Source organism: Nocardia arizonensis (assembly GCF_001310275.1).
In the GTDB taxonomy this organism is placed as follows: Bacteria; Actinomycetota; Actinomycetes; order Mycobacteriales; family Mycobacteriaceae; genus Nocardia; species Nocardia arizonensis.
In genome coordinates this window covers 119556-136197 of record NZ_LGYZ01000050.1, presented here as the reverse complement: position 1 = coordinate 136197, position 16642 = coordinate 119556, and the positions used below count along the sequence as shown (strand labels likewise).

The following is a 16642-nucleotide window of genomic DNA, read 5'->3' as shown; positions in this document are numbered from 1 at the left end:
CGCCATGAGTCTCGACTACCAGGACCGCTCCGATTTCGACGACGCCGACCGGGGATTCGTCGCCGCGCTCGAACCGCCGGTGATCCGCGACGCGAAGGGCGCCGTCGTCTGGGACGGCGCATCCTATGCGTTCCTCACCGAGGAATGTCCGCCGACCGCGCATCCCAGCCTGTGGCGGCAGGGCCGACTGTGCAACAAGCAGGGCCTGTTCGAGGTCACCGAGGGCATCTACCAGGTGCGGAATCTGGACCTGTCGAATATGACGCTGGTCGAGGGAGAGCGCGGGGTGATCGTGATCGATCCCCTGATCAGTGTCGAAACCGCCGCCGCCGCACTGGAACTGTACCGGGCGCACCGTGGCCCGCGACCGGTGACGGGGCTCATCTACACCCATTCGCACGGCGACCACTTCGGCGGCGCGCGCGGCGTGCTGCCGCACGGACACGAGTCGGTTCCGATTCTCGCGCCCGAGGGTTTCCTTGAACACGCGGTGAGCGAGAACGTCTACGCGGGCAACGCCATGACCCGCCGCGCGGTGTACATGTACGGCGCCGATCTGCCCAAGGCGCCTGACGGCCAGATCGGCTGCGGACTCGGCATGACCGTGTCGGCGGGCACCGTTTCGTTGATCGCGCCGACGCTCGACATCACCCGCACCGGCCAGGAGGAGACGATCGACGGGGTGCGCATCGTCTTCCAGATGACGCCGGGCACCGAGGCGCCCGCGGAGATGAACTTCCTGTTCCCCGACAGGCGCGCGCTGTGCCTGGCCGAGAACGCCACCCACAATATGCACAACGTGCTGACCCTGCGGGGCGCGCTCGTGCGCGACTCCCGGATCTGGGCGCGTTATCTGGACGAGGCGATGGCGTTGTTCGCCGACCGGATCGACGTGGCCTTCGCCTCGCACCACTGGCCGGTGTGGGGGCGCGAACGTTTCCTCGCCCTGCTGAGCGCCCAACGCGATATGTACGCCTATCTCCACGACCAGACCGTGCGTCTGCTCAATCGCGGACTGACGGGCACGGAGATCGCCGAACGACTGGAACTGCCGCCCGCGCTGGACGCGGTGTGGGCCAATCGCGGCTACTACGGATCGCTGAGTCACAACGTCAAGGCGGTCTATCAGCGGTACATGGGGTGGTTCGACGGCAATCCGGCGCATCTGTGGGAGCATCCGCCGGTCGAGACGGCCAAACGCTATGTCGCCGACTACGGCGGCGCCGACGCGGTGGTGGCGCGGGCGCGCGAATACGCCGACCTGGACGATCTGCGGTTCGCCGCGACCCTGCTCAACCACGCGGTGTTCGCCGACCCGACCCACGCCGAGGCCAAGGAGGTGCTGGCGAACGTCTACGAGCGCCTCGGTCAGGGGGCGGAGAACGGCACGTGGCGCAATTTCTATCTCACCGGCGCGATGGAATTGCGCGAGGGGGTGATCCGTAAGGTGGTGGATCTGACCGGTGCGGAAATGGTGGCGGCGCTGACCGCGGATATGCTCGCCGACGCACTGGCCGTGCGCATCGACGGCCCCAAGGCCGCGGGCTGCGCGTTCACCATGGACTGGCGGCTGACCGACGAGGACCGCACCCTGCGTCTGACCCTGTCCAACGGCGCGCTCACCCACCGCGCCGCGACCGAGCACGCGCCGCTGACCGGTGCGGCCGACCTCACGCTGACGCTGACCAAACCGCAATTGTCCGGCGTACTCGGCGGCAACGGGCTCGAGGGCGTGGAGGTCCAGGGCGACCCGCAGGTGCTCGCCACCCTGGCGGGGCTGCTCGACACCCCGGACCCCTATTTCCCGATCGTGACTCCGTGAACGATCGGGCGACCCGAGGGTCGCCCGATCACGCGTCGAGCCAGCCGTGCTGTTCGGCGAAGGCGGTGAGACGTTCGCGTATGGTCAGTATCTCGCCCGCGGTGAGTGCGGGACTCGCGTCGAGGAGCAGTTCGGTGATCAACCGCGTGTGCTCCGCGGCCGAGATACCGCCCACGGACTTCTCCTTCTTGCCGCGCGCGGTCGCTGGCGCGGGTGCGGGTGCACCGCCCACCGCACTCAGATTGATCGCTTTCGGACCCCGATCACCCTCGGTGACGTCGAACTCGAACACGCGCCCCTGCCGGAGTTCGTCCTCGTCCAGCCCGATGTCGTTCACGTGTACGAACACGTCCGGCCCACCGTCCTCCGGCCGGATGAACCCGAACCCCCGGGAACTGTCGAACGACACCAATTTCCCAATGGACACCAACACCCACTCCTCGCGCCGCCGTCTCTACGCCGGTTACTCTAGCCCGCTTTCTCGCCGTCGTCGTTCGAAAGCGCCTTTTGTAGGGAATTGAACACCGTCAGGCCCTGTCCGACCATTCCGTTCACCAATTCCCCGACGCCGTCCGGTCCGTTGAGGACGGTGAGATTGGCGTTCGACAGTCCGGTCGCGGCCTGTTTCACGATTTCGGGCAGCTGGTTGATCAGCAGCTGATCGAGGGCGATGCGATTGTTCGAGGCGGCGGCCTCGGCCTGGATCCGGGTGCGGTCGGCCTCCGCCTCGGCGAGGATGCGCACCCGCTCGGCCTCGGCCTGCGCGGGCTTGACGACCTCGGCCTGCAACTGCTGTTCGCGCAGCTGGGCCTCCTTGCGCGCCTGCTCGGCCTGCGCGGTGAGCACCTCTTGGAGGGCGATGGCCTCGGCCAGCGGGCCCGCCTGCGCGGCCTCGGCATTGGCCTTGTCGATATCGCGCTGATACTGGGCCTTGAGAATCGACGTCTCGCGCTGGTACTCGGCCTGACGGCGCAGCGATTCCTGTTCGGCCTCGGCGGCCTTCTGCGCGGCCTGCGCCTGGGCGATCTGCGCATCGCGCTGCACCGCGGCATTGTGCGGAGCGGCCAGTGCGTTGATGTAACCCAGATTGCCGTCATCGATGGACTGGATCTGGAACGAATCCACCCACAGTCCGATATTGCTCATCTCGACCTTGGAGGCGACCAGAACCTCGTCGGCCAACTTCTGGCGCTCGCGGATGATCTCCTCCACCGTCATGGAACCGACGATGGAGCGCAGATGGCCGGAGAAGATGCGACCGGTCAGCACCGACATCTCCCGCTCCTGTTCGGACAGGAAGCGTTGCGCGGCATTGACGATGGACACGGTGTCGTTGGCGACCTTGAACGCGATGACCGCCCGCACATCGAGCTGAATGGCCTGTTTGGTGACGCAGCGTTCCTTGATCTCGGCCTCGAACATGGCCAGCGACAGATAGCGGACCTTGCGGAACAGCGGTACGACCCAGGCTCCGCGTCCGATGACGACCTTGAACGGCGCGTTGTCCTTCGCCTTGGCGCCGCTGACCAGCATCGCCTCGTCCGGATCAGGTACGTGGTACCCCAGCAACGTCGAACTCCTCTCAGATATCTTCCATCAGGTCCGGCGACGTCAGCGGAACCCACGGCACCACGTCGACGATGCGTCCGGGATGCACGGCGATGATCAGTACGCTGACCCCCGCTTCGATCGGCTCCCGCGCCCGCGCGATGTACAGTTCGGTACCCCCGCGAATTGCCACCAGAACTTCCCCGAGGGTTCCGGCGCCGCGAATCGGCGAGGTGATCGTACCGGTCAATCCCGTGACGGGATCGGTCATCGTGGTGCACACTCCTGGTTCGATCGCCGGAACTCACCCAGCCTACTTCCGGGAGCGCAACGGCGGCGGACTACGCGATGAACGATTCGGCGACGATACGGCCCACCGACCGCTTGGCGAGATAGTGCGTCGCGTCGTGGGCGCCCGCGCCATTGTCCAGACCCGCGTGGGTGATCGGCGTGACCGCGGCGCCGTCGGTTGGCGGGAAATAGGGTGCCAGATCCAGGTGTGAGGCGACGATGTCGTCGCGATCGGCGAGGTTCTCCCAGCGGGTGACCGCGGCGGGCACCCGCGGCGGCTGCGGGCGTAGCCGCGGGTAGATGACCGATTGCAGCGCCAGCGGTGAACCAAGGGTGATCAGGGTCGCGGGGTGGGCGCTGCGGTGCATCGCCTCGTAGGCGACGACGGAACCGAGGGAATGCCCGATGACCACGCGGGTTTCGGGTCCGATGAGGTCGAGGACGCGGCCGAGCGCGTGTTCGCGCACATCCGGCTCCTCGAGGTAGCGGGTGACCTGGCCGAGCGCGCGGTTGACGAAACGCGCGGCGAGACCGAAGCCGAAGGGCGCGAACCACTTCAGCCGGGTCAGCGCCTGCGCCGCGGGGCGAAGCAGACGCCCCGCGCCCTGGGCGCCCTCGTCGCCGAGCGCGGCATTGTCGAGATAGCGGCGCGCCTGCGCCCGATCCTGCGGGTGCGCGGCGCATTCGGCGGCGGCCGCCAGCCAGGCGGTGGCGAGTTCCTCGGCCAGGTCGGTCCGCGCGACCTCGGCCGCACCCGACCCCTGCGCCTCGGGATCGAGGAAGGCCGAGCCGTAGTAGGCCATGCGCGCTTCCAGCGCTCCGGGGGCGCCCGCGCGCCACAACCGGTCAGCGACATCCGCGTGGCCGGCCTCGCGCACCCCGCTCGCCAGCGCCGGAAGCCATTGCGCCTCCAGCACATCGGCGCCGTACTGCTCCTGAGCGATACCGTGCACCAAGACGATCGCCGCCATCGCGCTCCCCGCTTCCGATGATCATGGCTCCCCTGACGATGTCAGGCTACTCGCACGGCGCGGGCGACGGTGGCGCGAAAGGTGCGCGGGGGCTCACGTATCGTTCTGACATGGCAGGACGGCTGGCGCTCGTCGTGGGCGCGGAATGTGCCGCGCTGGGGGAATTGGGTTTCGTCTCCGAGCTGGCGGGCGAATTGGACGCGAGTCTGACGGCGGCCGGCGGCTGGCGTCCCGCGCTATCCGCGACCGGACCGCTGCTCGATCCGACCGCGGCGCAACTGTTCTCGGCGGTGGACGAGGCATTCCAGGCCGCCGACGCGCAGCAGGCGACACTGCTGCTGGCCTTCATCGGCCACGGGGTGGCCGTCGGGGAGTCCGATTACTATCTGCTCGGCCACGATTCGCCGCCGACCCCGACGCTGCACACGGCCTTCCACCTGATCCAGGAGATCCGCGAACGGCTCGACCGTTGGACGCTGGACGGATTGGTGGTACTGGTCGACGCGTGCGAGCCCGAACAGGGCGTCCTCGGCGCGGCCCGGCGCTGGACCGATGTGCTGGCCCGATCCTCCGGGCGGATGGAACTGCTGGTCGCCTCCGGCGACGGCCCGGCCTTCGCGGGCTGTTTCACCCGAACCCTGCTGACGACCTTCGAGGCGGGATTGCCCTCGCGCGGTGAGAATCTGCTGCCGTCGGATCTGGTCGGGCCGATCGCGACGGCCTGTACCCGCCAGCAGCCACAGCACCTGTCGTTCACCTCCGGCGCGGTCTCCGAACACGGCGGCGATCCCGGACTGTGGTTGGTCCCGAACGTCGCGCTGCGCGGCGACGCCGACGCGGGCCGGGCCGCCGCCGGTTTCGTCGACCAGCTCACCCGGCGGCTGCTGCTGACCGAGTCGGTGCGCGAAGCCCTCACCGGCATCATGGCCGCGGGCGAGCACCGGCTGCGCGCGGTCGTCGGCCCGCCGGGTGTCGGCAAGTCGACCCTGTTGGCCACATTGGTGCGCCCAAGTCTGCTCGACACCATGCCGTTCGCGCCCGAATACGTCACCGCCGTCGTCTTTCTCACCGTGCACAGCTCCTTCGCCGCGGTGTCGGGGGAGTTGGCGGCGCAGTTGTCGGCGCGTCTGCCCGGCTTCGCCGAGGCGGTCGCCGCGACCCGGCACGCGGCGCGGGTCAGCGCCACCGAACTCGACGGCTTCGATATCGAGGTGTGCAGGCCGCTGGCCCGACTCGCCGCGAACGGCAGGCGCATCACCCTCGTCCTGGACGGGCTCAACCAACCGGAGGAAGGGGTGAGGAGTCTGCTCTGCCGGGCGGTGGCACAGCTCACCACGCGACCGGCCCTGCGGAATGTGTACGTCATCATCGGATTCCGCGCGGGCGCGGGCGTCGAGAACGATCCGGCGCTGGCGCATATGCACCGCATCGAGGTGGCCGAACCGGCGGTCGACGAGATCGTCGCGGTTCTCGGGGCTTTCGGCGCCGCCACGGACGAGCGGTTGCCCGCGGCGCGGTGGATCGATGACCTCGTGGTCGAGACCTCCGTCCAGGCCGACGGCGCCGTGGCGGGCGGCTGGCTGCTGGCGCGGCTGCTCGTGGAGGTGGTCACCGATATCGGCGCCTCCGGTATCGCGGACGGTCTCGGTCTGGACGGCGTGGTAGCGCTGCGGGTGGAGGAGGCGGTGCGGGCGGCCGGGGCCGACGGCGCGGCCGGACTCGGCCCGCTGCTGGCGGTGCTGGTCGCGGCGGGGGTCGGCCCGGTGCTGCCGCTGGAACTGCTCGACGCCGCGATGTCCGCGCTCGGCGCGGAACTCGGTCCGACGCGCATCCGTGACCTCACCGTGGGACTCGGCGTCCTGGTGACCCGCAGCAAACCCGGCACCGAACAGGAGACCCTCGGGATCACCCACAGCGCCCTGGTGCGCGCCCTGCGCTCCGAGATCGCGCGGATGGGGGTGGACCTGGTGGACGCGCACTGGGCCATCAGCCGCGCCATCGAGGTCACCGAATCACCGCGGGTGCACGCCTACGCTCGCGGCTCCGGCGCCAGACACTATCTGGCACACGGCGATTCCGGTGCGGCGCTAGCCTTCCTCACCGGATTGGAGACTCCGCGTGCGGCCGACAACCGTGACCTGTGGGCGGCGTGGTTGCCCTCCTTCGTGGCGGGCGCGGGTGCGGAGGATCCCGACACCATGCAGGCCAGGGGCAACCTCGCCCGCTGGCGCGGCCGCAGCGGCGACCTCGGCGGCGCCATCGCCGAGACCGAAGCCCTACTGGCGGACGCGAATCGGCTGCTCGGTCCGCTCGACGCGATCACGCTGGCGACCCGAAACAATCTCGCCTGGTTGCGCGGCGAGGGCGGCGATCTGCGCGCCGCGATGGCCGAATTCGAACGTCTGCTCGCCGATCAGCGGCGCATGCTGCCGCCGGATCATCCCGATATCTTCCGCACCCGCAACAATCTCGCCTACTTCCGCGCCCACAGTGGCGATCTGGCGGGCGCCATCGGCGAATTCGAGCGCCTGCACACCGACCATCTGGCCGCGATGGGTTCCGACCATCCCGACACCTTCGGTATTCGCAACAATCTGGCGACCTTCCGCGCCGAGAGCGGCGACCTGCCGGGGGCCATCGCCGATTACGAACTGCTGCTCGCCGATCTGATCCGCGTGCTCGGACCCGATGATCCGGTCAGCCTCGACACTCGGGACTGTCTTGCCTGGTGTCGGGCCCGCAGCGGTGACTTGCGCGGGGCGGTGCGGGAATTCCAGCAACTTCTCTCCGATCAGGTGCGCGTGCTCGGACCCGACCATCCCGACACCCTCATGACCCGCGACCACCTCGCCTACAGCCGCGGCAAGGCGGGCGACACCCGTGGCGCCATCGCGGAATTGGACGGACTGCTCGCCGACCGGCTCCGGGTGCTCGGCGCCGACCATCCCGAAACCCTCGGCACCCGAGGTAGTCTCGCGGTATTCCGTGCCGAGAGCGGTGACCACGCCACCGCCATCGACGAATTCGAACGTCTGCTGGCCGATCAGCTGCGCGCCATCGGCCCCGATCACCCCTCGACACTGGTGATTCGCGGCAATCTCGCCGGAGTGCGCAGCGGCAGCGGCGATTTCGTCAGGGCGCGAACGGAGTACGAACGGCTGCTGCGGGACCGGCTGCGCATCCTCGGCCCGGACCACCCGGACACCCTGGCCACCCGTAACAATCTAGCCTACTGCCGCGCGCACAGCGGCGACCTGCGCGGCGCCACCGCAGAATTCGAGCGGCTGCTCGCCGACCAGTTGCGTGTGCTCGGACCCGACCACCCCAACACCCTGAGCACCCGCAACAACGTCGCGCTCTATCGCGGAGAGAGCGGCGATCTGGCGGAGGCCATCAGGGAACTCGAGTACCTGGTCGTCGACATGCTCCGGGTGCTCGGACCCGTCCATCCCAGTGTGCTCGAGGCGCGCCACAATCTGCTCGCCTTCGGACTGCGCAACCGCGACCTGAGTGACATCACCGACCGGCTGTCGCATCTGATCGCCGAGAAGCAGCAGGTGCTCGGCAAGGACCATCCCGGGGTGCTCATCACCCGCTCGCTGCTGCTCGACCATCTGACCCGCAAGGGCGAATCCGCGCTCGCCGATTACGAACTCCTGCTCGCCGACCGGCTGCGCATCCTCGGACCGGACCATCCGGCCACCCTCGACACCCGCTACCAACTCGCGCGCATCCGCGGCCGGACCGGCGACGCGACAGGCGCGGCACGCGAATACGAGATCCTGCTCGCCGCCTGGCTGCGGCTGTTCGGTCCCGACCATCCCGTCACGCTGACCACCCGCAACGAGCTCGCGCGACGGCGGGCCGAGAGCGGCGACCTCGAGGGCGCGCTCACCGAATTCGAAACCCTGTGCGCGGGACTGGCACTCGTCCTCGGACCGATGCACCGGACCACCTTGCGGGCCCGCAACAATCTGGCGCACGTGCGGGCGGCGAGCGGCGCGGTGGCGGCGGCGGTCACCGAATGGGAGGCGGTGCTCGCCGACCAGATCCGCGCGTTCGGAACCGACGATCCCGACGCCGAATTCACCCGAGAGATTCTCGCCCACTGGCGCGAGGCGCGCTGAATCGGGCGCTGAGCCGCCCGGCTCCGGGAACACCGGTGCGAGGGCACGGGCGGCCCGCGGCGACCCGGCCGTGCGCGCGCACGGCGCCTACCGGTAGAGCGTGCGGTAGGCGGTGATGGTCGCCACGCAGTGGTCGACGATCTGGTCGCGGGTGGCCCGCAGCGAGCCGCTCAGCCAGGCCGAGAACATGCCCGCATTGCCGCTGGCCATGGTGACCGCGGCCAGACGCCTGCGCACCGGATCCTCGATGTGGGAGAACAGGTGGTCCTGGATCAGCCGGGTGAAGGCGGGCATCACCGCGATCGTGGTCTGGCCCAGCCCCGTGCTCGAATACGGTTCGACCAGGAACAGCCGTGATTTGCGCGGGTCCTTGAGCACCTTGTCGACCAGGATCTCCGACAGCGCGCGGTCGCGGCTCGGATCGTCGGCGACGGCGAAGGCGGTCATCGGCTCCAGGAATTCCTCGGCGACCTGCCGATACAGCACATCGAGCAGTTCGTCGCGACTGGTGAAGCTCTCGTAGAAGTAGCGGTCGGTGAGGTTGGCCCGGCGGCACACCGCGCGCATCGTGACGCCTGCGGCGCCGGCTTCCCCGATCAGGTTCAGCGCGGCATCGAGCAGCGCGACGCGACGCGCTTCGCGCCGTTCGGTGAGCGTGGTCCCGCCCCAGATGCGGGGGCCGTCGTCTGAGTCCTGATCTGTCCGCACCGTCCCACAGTAATGGCCCGCGACGGCCCGAGACCGGTCACGGTCGGCGCCGGCGCGGACGGGACCCCGCTCAGGCGCCGCTTTCCAGTGCCAGACCCGCGTCTCGCCAGGCGATGATCCCGCCCGCCAGACCGGCCGCGTCGTAGCCCTCGGCGCGGGCGAGCGCGGTGAAACGGCGGGAGATCTCGCCGACGGGACAGACGAACACGACCGGACGCGAGCGCGAGAACGGGATGCCATGGGCGAACATGTCCTCGAGCAGGTCGTCGCGGATATTGACGGCACCCGGCACATGTCCGATGCGGTATGCCATCGCGCCGCGGGTGTCCACGATCACCGGGTCGGCGTCGCGGTCGAGTTCGGCCAGGGCGGCGGGGGAGAGCTCCGGGACGGCGGCCAGCTCCGCCGCGGACGGGTCGCGACGGCGATCGGCGCGGCCGAACAGGTCGGGTCGGCGCTTGCGGATGTAGGACAGATACGGTTCCAGCCGGTCACAGACGATGACGACCGCGACGATGTCGTCATCGCGGTCCGAAACGTGCACCGCGCCGAGCGTTTCCAATGCGGCGGCATACGCCGCGCCGCTGGTCGGACCGGCCAGGACGCCGTAGCCCGCGGCCAGTCGCAGGGTCGCCCTGATGGCCGCGGCGGAGTCCACGCTCACGATGCGGTCGTAGAATTCGGGGCGGAACAGGCCGACGTCCCACATCTCGGTCTCCGAGCGGATGCCGGGGATGAAGTCGGAACGTTCGGAGACCACGGCGACGGTGCGCAGGCCGGGATGGTGTTCGCGCAGGTAGGTGGCCGCGCCGCGGGTCGAGCCGGTGGTGCCGAGCCCGCCGATGAGATAGTCCACCCGGCCGGGTCCGCCGTCGGCGCACAGATCCTCGTGGATCTCGCGACCGGTGCCCCGATAGTGGGCATCGATATTCTTCTCGTTGGTGTACTGCGACGGATGGTGGTACGCGCCGGGCTCCTTGGTCAGGGTCGACTCGATAACCGAGTACACGTCGTTGGGTGTGGTGGGATCGGGGCATTCGGACAGGCCGGGCAGTTCGACGATATCGGTGTCGAGCAGCCGGAGCAGATCGCGCACCTCGGCGACCTTGATCCGGTTGGTCACCGCGCGCAGGCCGACGCCGTGCCGCGCCCCGAGCACCCGCAGCGCTTTGGCGGTATTGCCGCTCGACGCCTCGATGAGCGAGCGCCCGGCCGCGCCGAGCGCCGCGATCTGCTCGCCGACCATGGCCAACGCGACCCGGTCCTTGACCGAACCGAACGGGTTGTAGAACTCGAGTTTCGCGTACAGCTGGACCCGTCGCAGTCCGTGCACCGCGGGGTCGAGCCGCAGCAGCGGCGTATTCCCGATCAGCTCGGTGATGTCGTCGTAACGCATCAGCGGGCCTCCACGCCGTCGCCGACCTCGTCGAGAATGCAATCGTCGGGGACGAGCTCGTGATCGGCGACGATATGGAATCCGTCGTCGTCACGTGTCACCGCCGCCTTGACGGGCGCCGGATGCATGGAGGCCGAGGCCGCGGACAGATCCGTGTGGTAGGCGGCGGTATTCGGGAAGACGAGCAGATCGCCGGGCCGCGGTCGCCACGGCAGCCACACCTTGTGGTTGGCGATCATGTCCCGCTCCAGACACAGCCTGCCCGCGAGGTACACCCCGATCGGTTCCGCGCGTTCCGGCGGCGCGGCCGGACCGGGCAGCAGCAGAGGATCCACCATGACCTCCTGATCGGCGGGCGTCACCGCGTCGCGGCTCAGGTCGACCGTGACCAGAACCGTGTCGTCGGTGAGTTCCTTGGTGAACATCACCGCGGCCACCGTGATCCCGGCGTGGTCGACCAGCGCCTTGCCCGGTTCCAGCCAGAGGGTGAGCAGATTGTCGCCTGCGACCTCGGCGACCGTGCGCCCGCCGTGGCGTTCCAGTGGCGCGGTGAGCAGGCCGTCGAGCATGTCCGCCGCGGAGACGGTATTGGCGTACTTGTGGAACACCGGGACGCCGTGCACCGCGCCGCCGTCGACGTGATAACCGAAGGTATTGGCGCCCCAGCTCATCGACTGCCCGCGCCCGAGCAGCGATGCCCGCAGCGCGCGCACGTATCCGTCGAAGCGGCCTGCGTCGGCGGTGAAGACCTGCCGGAATCCGCCGCCGATATTCAGCACCGAGGGCGCGTGCCCGTGACCGTAAGCCCGTTCGACCAGATCCAGACACGCCTCGACCGCACGCACGCGTTCGGCGAGCTCGCCGGAATCGAGGTGGAAGGCGAATCCGCGCAGGTCGATGCGATCGTGATGCTCCGACAGCAGCGAGAAGGCGCGGTCGGCCTGTGCCAGGGCGATGCCGAATCGGCTCGCGGGCGCGCCCGGGAAATCCGCGACCCGCAGCAGGACCGGTACCCGTGACCCGTCGGCGGCCAGTTCGATGAGGCGCCCCAGCTCCCACAGATTGTCGACATTGATCGTCGCGCCGTGCCCGACCAGCCTACGCAGGAAGGGTTCGCCCTTCGGGCCGGTCACCTCGATCCGGGTCGGGTCGAAGCCTGCCCGCTCGGCGTGCGACAGTTCCCACGGCGAGGCGACATCGATGCCGATCCCCGCCCGTTCGGCGGTGCGCACGAAGGCGGTGGACCGATTCACCTTGTGCGCGTAGCAGATTCGGTGGGCGACCGCGCGCGACCGTGCCACCGCGCGCAGCCGCGCGAGGTTCCGGGCGTAGACCTGCGGGAACAGCAGGTGCAGCGGCGCGCCGAAGCGCGTGACGGCGTGCTCGAGGTCGGCGCGGCTGTCGAGGAAGGCACGCACCAGCGGATGCGACAGCGCGGGCAGCCCCGGATGGGCGGCGCTCATATCGCGGGCTCGGAGGTCCGTGCGGCGGGCGGCCGCTGGGGCACCGGATTGTAGCCGCCGTCGCGGATCGCCTCGAAGGCCCGCAGCCGGTTGCGCGGGCTGCGGAATTCGGCCACCACGCGCTTGCTGAGCAGATCGATCTCCGCCACGGCGATATCCATCGACTCGAGCACGCCGGTGATGGTGCGCACGCAGTGTTTGCAGTTCATATCGGGGACGTAGAACACCCGGTCCTCCGCGGTGGCGGGCAGATCGTCGATTTCGTCGTCGATGGCGGTTCCGACTTCAACGATCTCGCAGCGGGCCGCGAGATCGTCGAAGACCTCGACGAAGCGCGTCGCCACCACCGGCAGCACGCTGTAGTGCGCGCCGTCGAGCTGATGCGGCATGGCCGCGAGGCAGGCGGGGCGGGTGCCGGAGGGCAGCAGCGCGTACTGGCGGGAGATGAGGTCGAGTTCGTCGTGGTATTTGGCGATGGCCTCGGCGACTCCGAGCCCCTCGACCCGGGTGGCGCGGCGCATGACGGTGTGCGCTTCGGTGATGGTGGCGTCCTTCATGGCGCGCAGCGTCGCCACCGTGTCCGCGGTGTAGCGCACGGTGCCGTCCGGTTGGGCGGCCAGGGTCACCGGGATCATGCCGCGCCGATAGGTCGAAGCCTGCAATTCCCAGTACCAGCGGGTGGCGACGGCGGCGAAGATACCGGAATCGTTGATGCCCGCGGCGAATTCGGCCGGACCGCGATACGGGGTCTGGCGCGCGAGCAGCGCGTGCTGCGCCAGCGCCCGGCCGGTCGCCTCGATGCCGACCCGGAAGATCTCGAGCGGGTCGTGATCGGTGGTGGTCCCGGTCAGGACCGTGTGCTCGCGTGGACCGAGCGCGGCGACCCGCGCGGTGAAGGCGGTGTCGGCGGTGAGCGCGTGCCACAGCGCGAGCACCGCCTCGCGTGCGGCGATGGGCACGATCGGCCCGAGTCCGTCGGCGCGATAGTGCCCCGCGTTCGGAATGCCGTCGCTGTCGACCCAGCTGATGCGGTGGCTGGCGCTGGTGACCTGGTGTGGCTGACAGGGCCGCATGAAACGGTCGAGGTAGAGCCGCTGCGAGTAGGTCAGATGGCTGTTGGGCTCGGTTCGCAGCGCGGTACTGGTGTATTCCACGCGCCGCGGGCCGGGTGCGGTGTCGACCCGCCCGAACAGCCCGGGACGGGCAAGTTCGGCGAGGACGCGGGACGCGGCCCGCCGGTCGTAGCGCGGGTTGTCGCTGCGCTCGGTCACGAAACCTCCTCGGCAATCGTCGTGAGGCACCGGACGAACCGGTCGATCTCGTCGACGGTGTTGTAGATATGGGTACTGACCCGCACCGAGTCCAGCGCCCGCGCGTCGTCGTCGACGGCGGTGCAGTGCAGTCCGGTGCGTACCAGGAATCCGAGTTCGCTCGAGACGAATCCCACATCGGCGGAGGAGATTCCGTAGATCGTGAACGACACGATGCCGTGCCCTGTCCCGTGCGGCGCGTACGCGGGGCCGGGCAGGAAATCCAGACCCGGCACGCCGCGCAGTCCGGCCACGAGACGGGTCGTGAGATCGCGATCGTGCGCGGCGATGACGTCGAGACCGAAGGACTCGAGCACCTCCAGCGCCGCCCCGAGCGCGAGGATGCCGGGGATGTTGTGGGTGCCGCCCTCGAGCAGATCGGGCATGCGGGTTGGCCGCAGACCCGACTCGTCCAAGCGCACGCCGGTATTGCCGCCGGGCAGGAACGGCAGCAGCCGGTCGTGAATCCGGCGGCGGCAGTACAGTATTCCGGTACCAGGAACGCCGAACATCTTGTGCGCGGCGAAGATCGCGAAGTCGGCGCCGAGTTCGCTCACGTCCACCGGCTGGTGTCCGCCGCTCTGACTGCAATCGAAGCACAGCAGAATGGCCGGGTCGATACGGCCGCGCAATTGCTCGAGGGTGGTGCGCCCGCCGAAGACGTGGTGGACGTGTTCGGTGACGATGAGCCGGGTGCGCGGGGTCACCTTCGCCGCGATGTCGTCGGTGTCGGCCTCGCCGAGCGCGGTCGTGCGATAGGGGACCAGTTCGAGAGTGCGGCCGAAGCGGGCCAGCAGCGCGCGCAGATGATGCCACGGATACACGGTGGAGGCGTGGTCGCGCGGGTTGTAGAGGATTTGGTCGCCGTCGGCGAGTTCGGCCAGCCCCCAGGACAGCGCGACGGCATTGAGCGCGGCGGTCGCCCCCGAGGTGAAGACCACCTCGTCGGGGCCGGACGCGCCGATGAACCGGGCGGTCTCGGCGCGGATGCCCGCCAGCCGGGCGCTCAGACCGGTGGCCCACGGATAGGCGCCGCGATCGGCGTTGGCGGTGCGCGAGCTGTGGTACTCGTGCACCGCCTCGATCACCGCCCCCGGCTTCTGGGTGGTGGCGGCGCTGTCGAGGTAGACCTCCCTCGACCCGGCCAGTGCGGGAAACATCTCGCGCACGACGGCGCGCGGCCCGGACGCGGACGACCGCAACGTGACGCTCCCTTCGCAGGACGCGCTGGACCACATCCACGATACGCACTTGTCCGCGCGCTCAGCGAAGTTTTCAGGCAGACAACGTCTTTCACGCGCGCGCGCCGCGCAACCGGACACGCGCGGGAGCGGCAGGCTCAGTAGCGACCCTGCACGTAGTCGACCAGCTGCTGACGTTCGGTGGTCAACTCCGACAGCGCGCTCTTGACCACGTCGCCGATGCTGACGATGCCGACGAGTCGGCCGCCGGAGACCACCGGCAGATGCCGGATGCGATGCTCGGTCATGATGTGCCGCAGCCCCTCGACCCGATCCTCCGGTGCGCACACGCGCACGTCTGTGGTCATGATCGTCGATACCGCGGCGTCGAGCAGCGCGGCACCGCGCCGGTGCAGGTGACGCACCACATCCCGTTCGGAGACGATTCCGACGATGGCGACGCCGTCGGGGGAGACGACGACGGCGCCGATATTGCGTTCGGCGAGGGTTGCGAGCAGACCGCGTACCGTCGTCTCGGGTGTGACGGTCGTGACGTCGCTACCCTTTCGCCGTAAAATCTCTGCGATTCGCATAGGTCACCATCCAGGACACGGGGTTCAAGGATCTCTCGTTTCGGCCGCGATGACCAGTATCGATTCCGAATCGCCAGGTCAGAGCGTCCGCGTACGTCCGGTCGAGATCGCGGGACGGATGCCGCCGAGCCCGACCGAGTGGCCGGAGAATGCGGGCTGTGGGCAGCGGGTAGTCGAGGGGATCGGGATGCGCGTAGCGCCCGCGCGGTCGGCCGCCGTCGCCGAGGTGGGCGCGGGTCTCGGTTAAGTTCCGGGCGGGTCCCGGGATGGCGATGCGGCGGGTGGCCGGATCGCGCCGGGCCGGGTGGCGCACCTCGGCAGAACGGTAGGCGCCAGCGACCAGGTGTAACGGGCGGCCCCGGAGAGCGCGGTCAGCGGCTCGTGGTGCGCGTCGGCGTCCGCGTGTGCCGGGTGTGCGTGAAAGGCATTGCGCTAGCCGGGATTGCGGTCCCCGAAACCGACGGTGCGGATCTCGTGCTCGATGGCGACGGCCGCGTAATGCTGCCCGCTGGCGCGCAACTGAGCGATGCGGTTGTGCAGCGCCTCGGTGCCGTATACGGCGGCGATATCGGCGATGCCTAGTCGGCGTGATCGATATGGTGGTCGGTCCACGTGGTGCCTCTGGACTCTGGCGCACCGAAATCCGCTTGGCGACGCTGACACGGCTCCCGGGTGCGTACTCCCGTGATCTAACACCGACGAGTCTAGGGGCGTGTACGCTACAGATGCAAGAACATTCGTACGAACACTCGGTGGTTCATGACAGTGGTCCACAACAGTGGTCCACGACATACGGTGCGTCCACGACGAGGGCGGCGCGCTGATCGGGTTCGCCCGCCGTCGCCGTTACTCGTCGTCGAGTCCGGCGGAGAGGTAGGCGGCCGCGGCGAGCCACTGGCGGCACTGCGGTCCGTGGACCTCGTGGAGATGCAGTATCTCGCGGGCGCGACGATACGTGAGTCCGCCCGGTTCGCTGCCGCAGTCGGTGGCGCATCGATCGGATGTGGTGCGCGATCGTGCCGTATCACTGCCGGTGCCCGCGAAAACGGTCAGACGGGAAGTGCGATATGCCTGATTCATGTCGACCGCCCCTCGAGTGTGGCTCTGGGGAGGCAGAAGTGTGGCGACGCCGGAGGGCACTCCTCGCGTCACCTCCCCGGTTTTACTGCACCGAGTTTATGACTCCGTAGCTTGCAGATGCAAGTACATCTGCACGAACGACCAACAGTTTT

At 69.1% G+C, this 16642-nt stretch carries 14 protein-coding genes; 2 read left to right on the top strand and 12 right to left on the bottom strand.

Annotated elements, in window-relative coordinates; all coding sequences use genetic code 11:
* The first annotated feature begins 4 nt into the window (after nt 1–4).
* Complete coding sequence (locus tag APZ21_RS09360; protein WP_204249071.1) at nt 5–1822, top strand: alkyl/aryl-sulfatase; 1818 nt, start codon at nt 5–7, stop codon at nt 1820–1822.
* 28 nt (nt 1823–1850) lie between these two features.
* Here APZ21_RS09360 and APZ21_RS09355 read toward each other — a convergent pair whose 3' ends face one another.
* From APZ21_RS09355 to APZ21_RS09340, 4 genes are all read right to left on the bottom strand, one after another.
* Entirely contained in the window at nt 1851–2255 is a 405-nt protein-coding gene (locus APZ21_RS09355; RefSeq protein WP_054812859.1) for a cold shock domain-containing protein, read from the bottom strand.
* A gap of 35 nt (nt 2256–2290) precedes the next feature.
* Nucleotides 2291–3391: an SPFH domain-containing protein gene (locus APZ21_RS09350; RefSeq protein WP_054812858.1), complete on the bottom strand. Its 1101-nt coding sequence runs from the start codon at nt 3389–3391 to the stop codon at nt 2291–2293.
* A gap of 13 nt (nt 3392–3404) precedes the next feature.
* Complete coding sequence (locus tag APZ21_RS09345; RefSeq protein WP_054812857.1) at nt 3405–3641, bottom strand: hypothetical protein; 237 nt, start codon at nt 3639–3641, stop codon at nt 3405–3407.
* Nucleotides 3642–3711: 70 nt separating this feature from the next.
* Nucleotides 3712–4632 carry an alpha/beta hydrolase family protein gene (locus tag APZ21_RS09340; protein WP_054812856.1) on the bottom strand — a complete coding sequence of 307 codons (921 nt, stop codon included), beginning with the start codon at nt 4630–4632 and terminating at the stop codon, nt 3712–3714.
* A 110-nt stretch (nt 4633–4742) separates the two neighbouring features.
* On the opposite strand from APZ21_RS09340, the gene APZ21_RS09335 reads away from it, so the two are divergent.
* On the top strand, nt 4743–8759 hold the full coding sequence (locus APZ21_RS09335; protein WP_054812855.1) for a tetratricopeptide repeat protein: 4017 nt from the start codon (nt 4743–4745) through the stop codon (nt 8757–8759).
* An 87-nt stretch (nt 8760–8846) separates the two neighbouring features.
* Here the strand turns inward: APZ21_RS09335 and APZ21_RS09330 are convergent, their stop codons facing one another.
* The 8 genes from APZ21_RS09330 to APZ21_RS09290 all read right to left on the bottom strand — a co-directional run bounded on the left by APZ21_RS09330 (nt 8847) and on the right by APZ21_RS09290 (nt 16490).
* Nucleotides 8847–9467: a TetR/AcrR family transcriptional regulator gene (locus APZ21_RS09330; RefSeq protein WP_054812854.1), complete on the bottom strand. Its 621-nt coding sequence runs from the start codon at nt 9465–9467 to the stop codon at nt 8847–8849.
* A 70-nt stretch (nt 9468–9537) separates the two neighbouring features.
* Complete coding sequence (locus APZ21_RS09325) at nt 9538–10863, bottom strand: pyridoxal-phosphate dependent enzyme (RefSeq protein WP_054812853.1); 1326 nt, start codon at nt 10861–10863, stop codon at nt 9538–9540.
* Nucleotides 10863–12326 carry a type III PLP-dependent enzyme domain-containing protein gene (locus tag APZ21_RS09320; protein ID WP_054812852.1) on the bottom strand — a complete coding sequence of 488 codons (1464 nt, stop codon included), beginning with the start codon at nt 12324–12326 and terminating at the stop codon, nt 10863–10865. Before APZ21_RS09320 ends, APZ21_RS09325 begins: the two co-directional genes overlap by 1 nt.
* Entirely contained in the window at nt 12323–13597 is a 1275-nt protein-coding gene (locus tag APZ21_RS09315) for a heavy-metal-associated domain-containing protein (protein ID WP_054812851.1), read from the bottom strand. The genes APZ21_RS09320 and APZ21_RS09315 overlap by 4 nt, the downstream gene beginning before the upstream one ends.
* Nucleotides 13594–14838, bottom strand: a complete 1245-nt coding sequence (locus APZ21_RS09310; RefSeq protein ID WP_239476554.1) for an aminotransferase class V-fold PLP-dependent enzyme — start codon at nt 14836–14838, stop codon at nt 13594–13596. Before APZ21_RS09310 ends, APZ21_RS09315 begins: the two co-directional genes overlap by 4 nt.
* 137 nt (nt 14839–14975) lie before the next feature.
* Nucleotides 14976–15410: a CBS domain-containing protein gene (locus APZ21_RS09305; RefSeq protein WP_054812850.1), complete on the bottom strand. Its 435-nt coding sequence runs from the start codon at nt 15408–15410 to the stop codon at nt 14976–14978.
* Between the two features lie 432 nt (nt 15411–15842).
* The gene (locus APZ21_RS09295; protein ID WP_054812848.1) at nt 15843–16022 is read right to left on the bottom strand and encodes a hypothetical protein; all 180 of its coding nucleotides are present in this window, start codon (nt 16020–16022) and stop codon (nt 15843–15845) included.
* 234 nt (nt 16023–16256) lie between these two features.
* Complete coding sequence (locus APZ21_RS09290) at nt 16257–16490, bottom strand: hypothetical protein (protein WP_054812847.1); 234 nt, start codon at nt 16488–16490, stop codon at nt 16257–16259.
* Nucleotides 16491–16642 lie beyond the last annotated feature (152 nt).

What these genes read in the sequence shown, in the direction of transcription:
- APZ21_RS09360 (WP_204249071.1), top strand. Translation starts at nt 5, where the DNA reads ATGAGTCTCGACTACCAGGACCGCTCCGATTTCGACGACGCCGACCGG.
- APZ21_RS09345 (WP_054812857.1), bottom strand. Translation starts at nt 3,641, where the DNA reads ATGACCGATCCCGTCACGGGATTGACCGGTACGATCACCTCGCCGATT.
- APZ21_RS09340 (WP_054812856.1), bottom strand. Translation starts at nt 4,632, where the DNA reads ATGGCGGCGATCGTCTTGGTGCACGGTATCGCTCAGGAGCAGTACGGC.
- APZ21_RS09335 (WP_054812855.1), top strand. Translation starts at nt 4,743, where the DNA reads ATGGCAGGACGGCTGGCGCTCGTCGTGGGCGCGGAATGTGCCGCGCTG.
- APZ21_RS09325 (WP_054812853.1), bottom strand. Translation starts at nt 10,863, where the DNA reads ATGCGTTACGACGACATCACCGAGCTGATCGGGAATACGCCGCTGCTG.
- APZ21_RS09320 (WP_054812852.1), bottom strand. Translation starts at nt 12,326, where the DNA reads ATGAGCGCCGCCCATCCGGGGCTGCCCGCGCTGTCGCATCCGCTGGTG.
- APZ21_RS09305 (WP_054812850.1), bottom strand. Translation starts at nt 15,410, where the DNA reads ATGCGAATCGCAGAGATTTTACGGCGAAAGGGTAGCGACGTCACGACC.
- APZ21_RS09290 (WP_054812847.1), bottom strand. Translation starts at nt 16,490, where the DNA reads ATGAATCAGGCATATCGCACTTCCCGTCTGACCGTTTTCGCGGGCACC.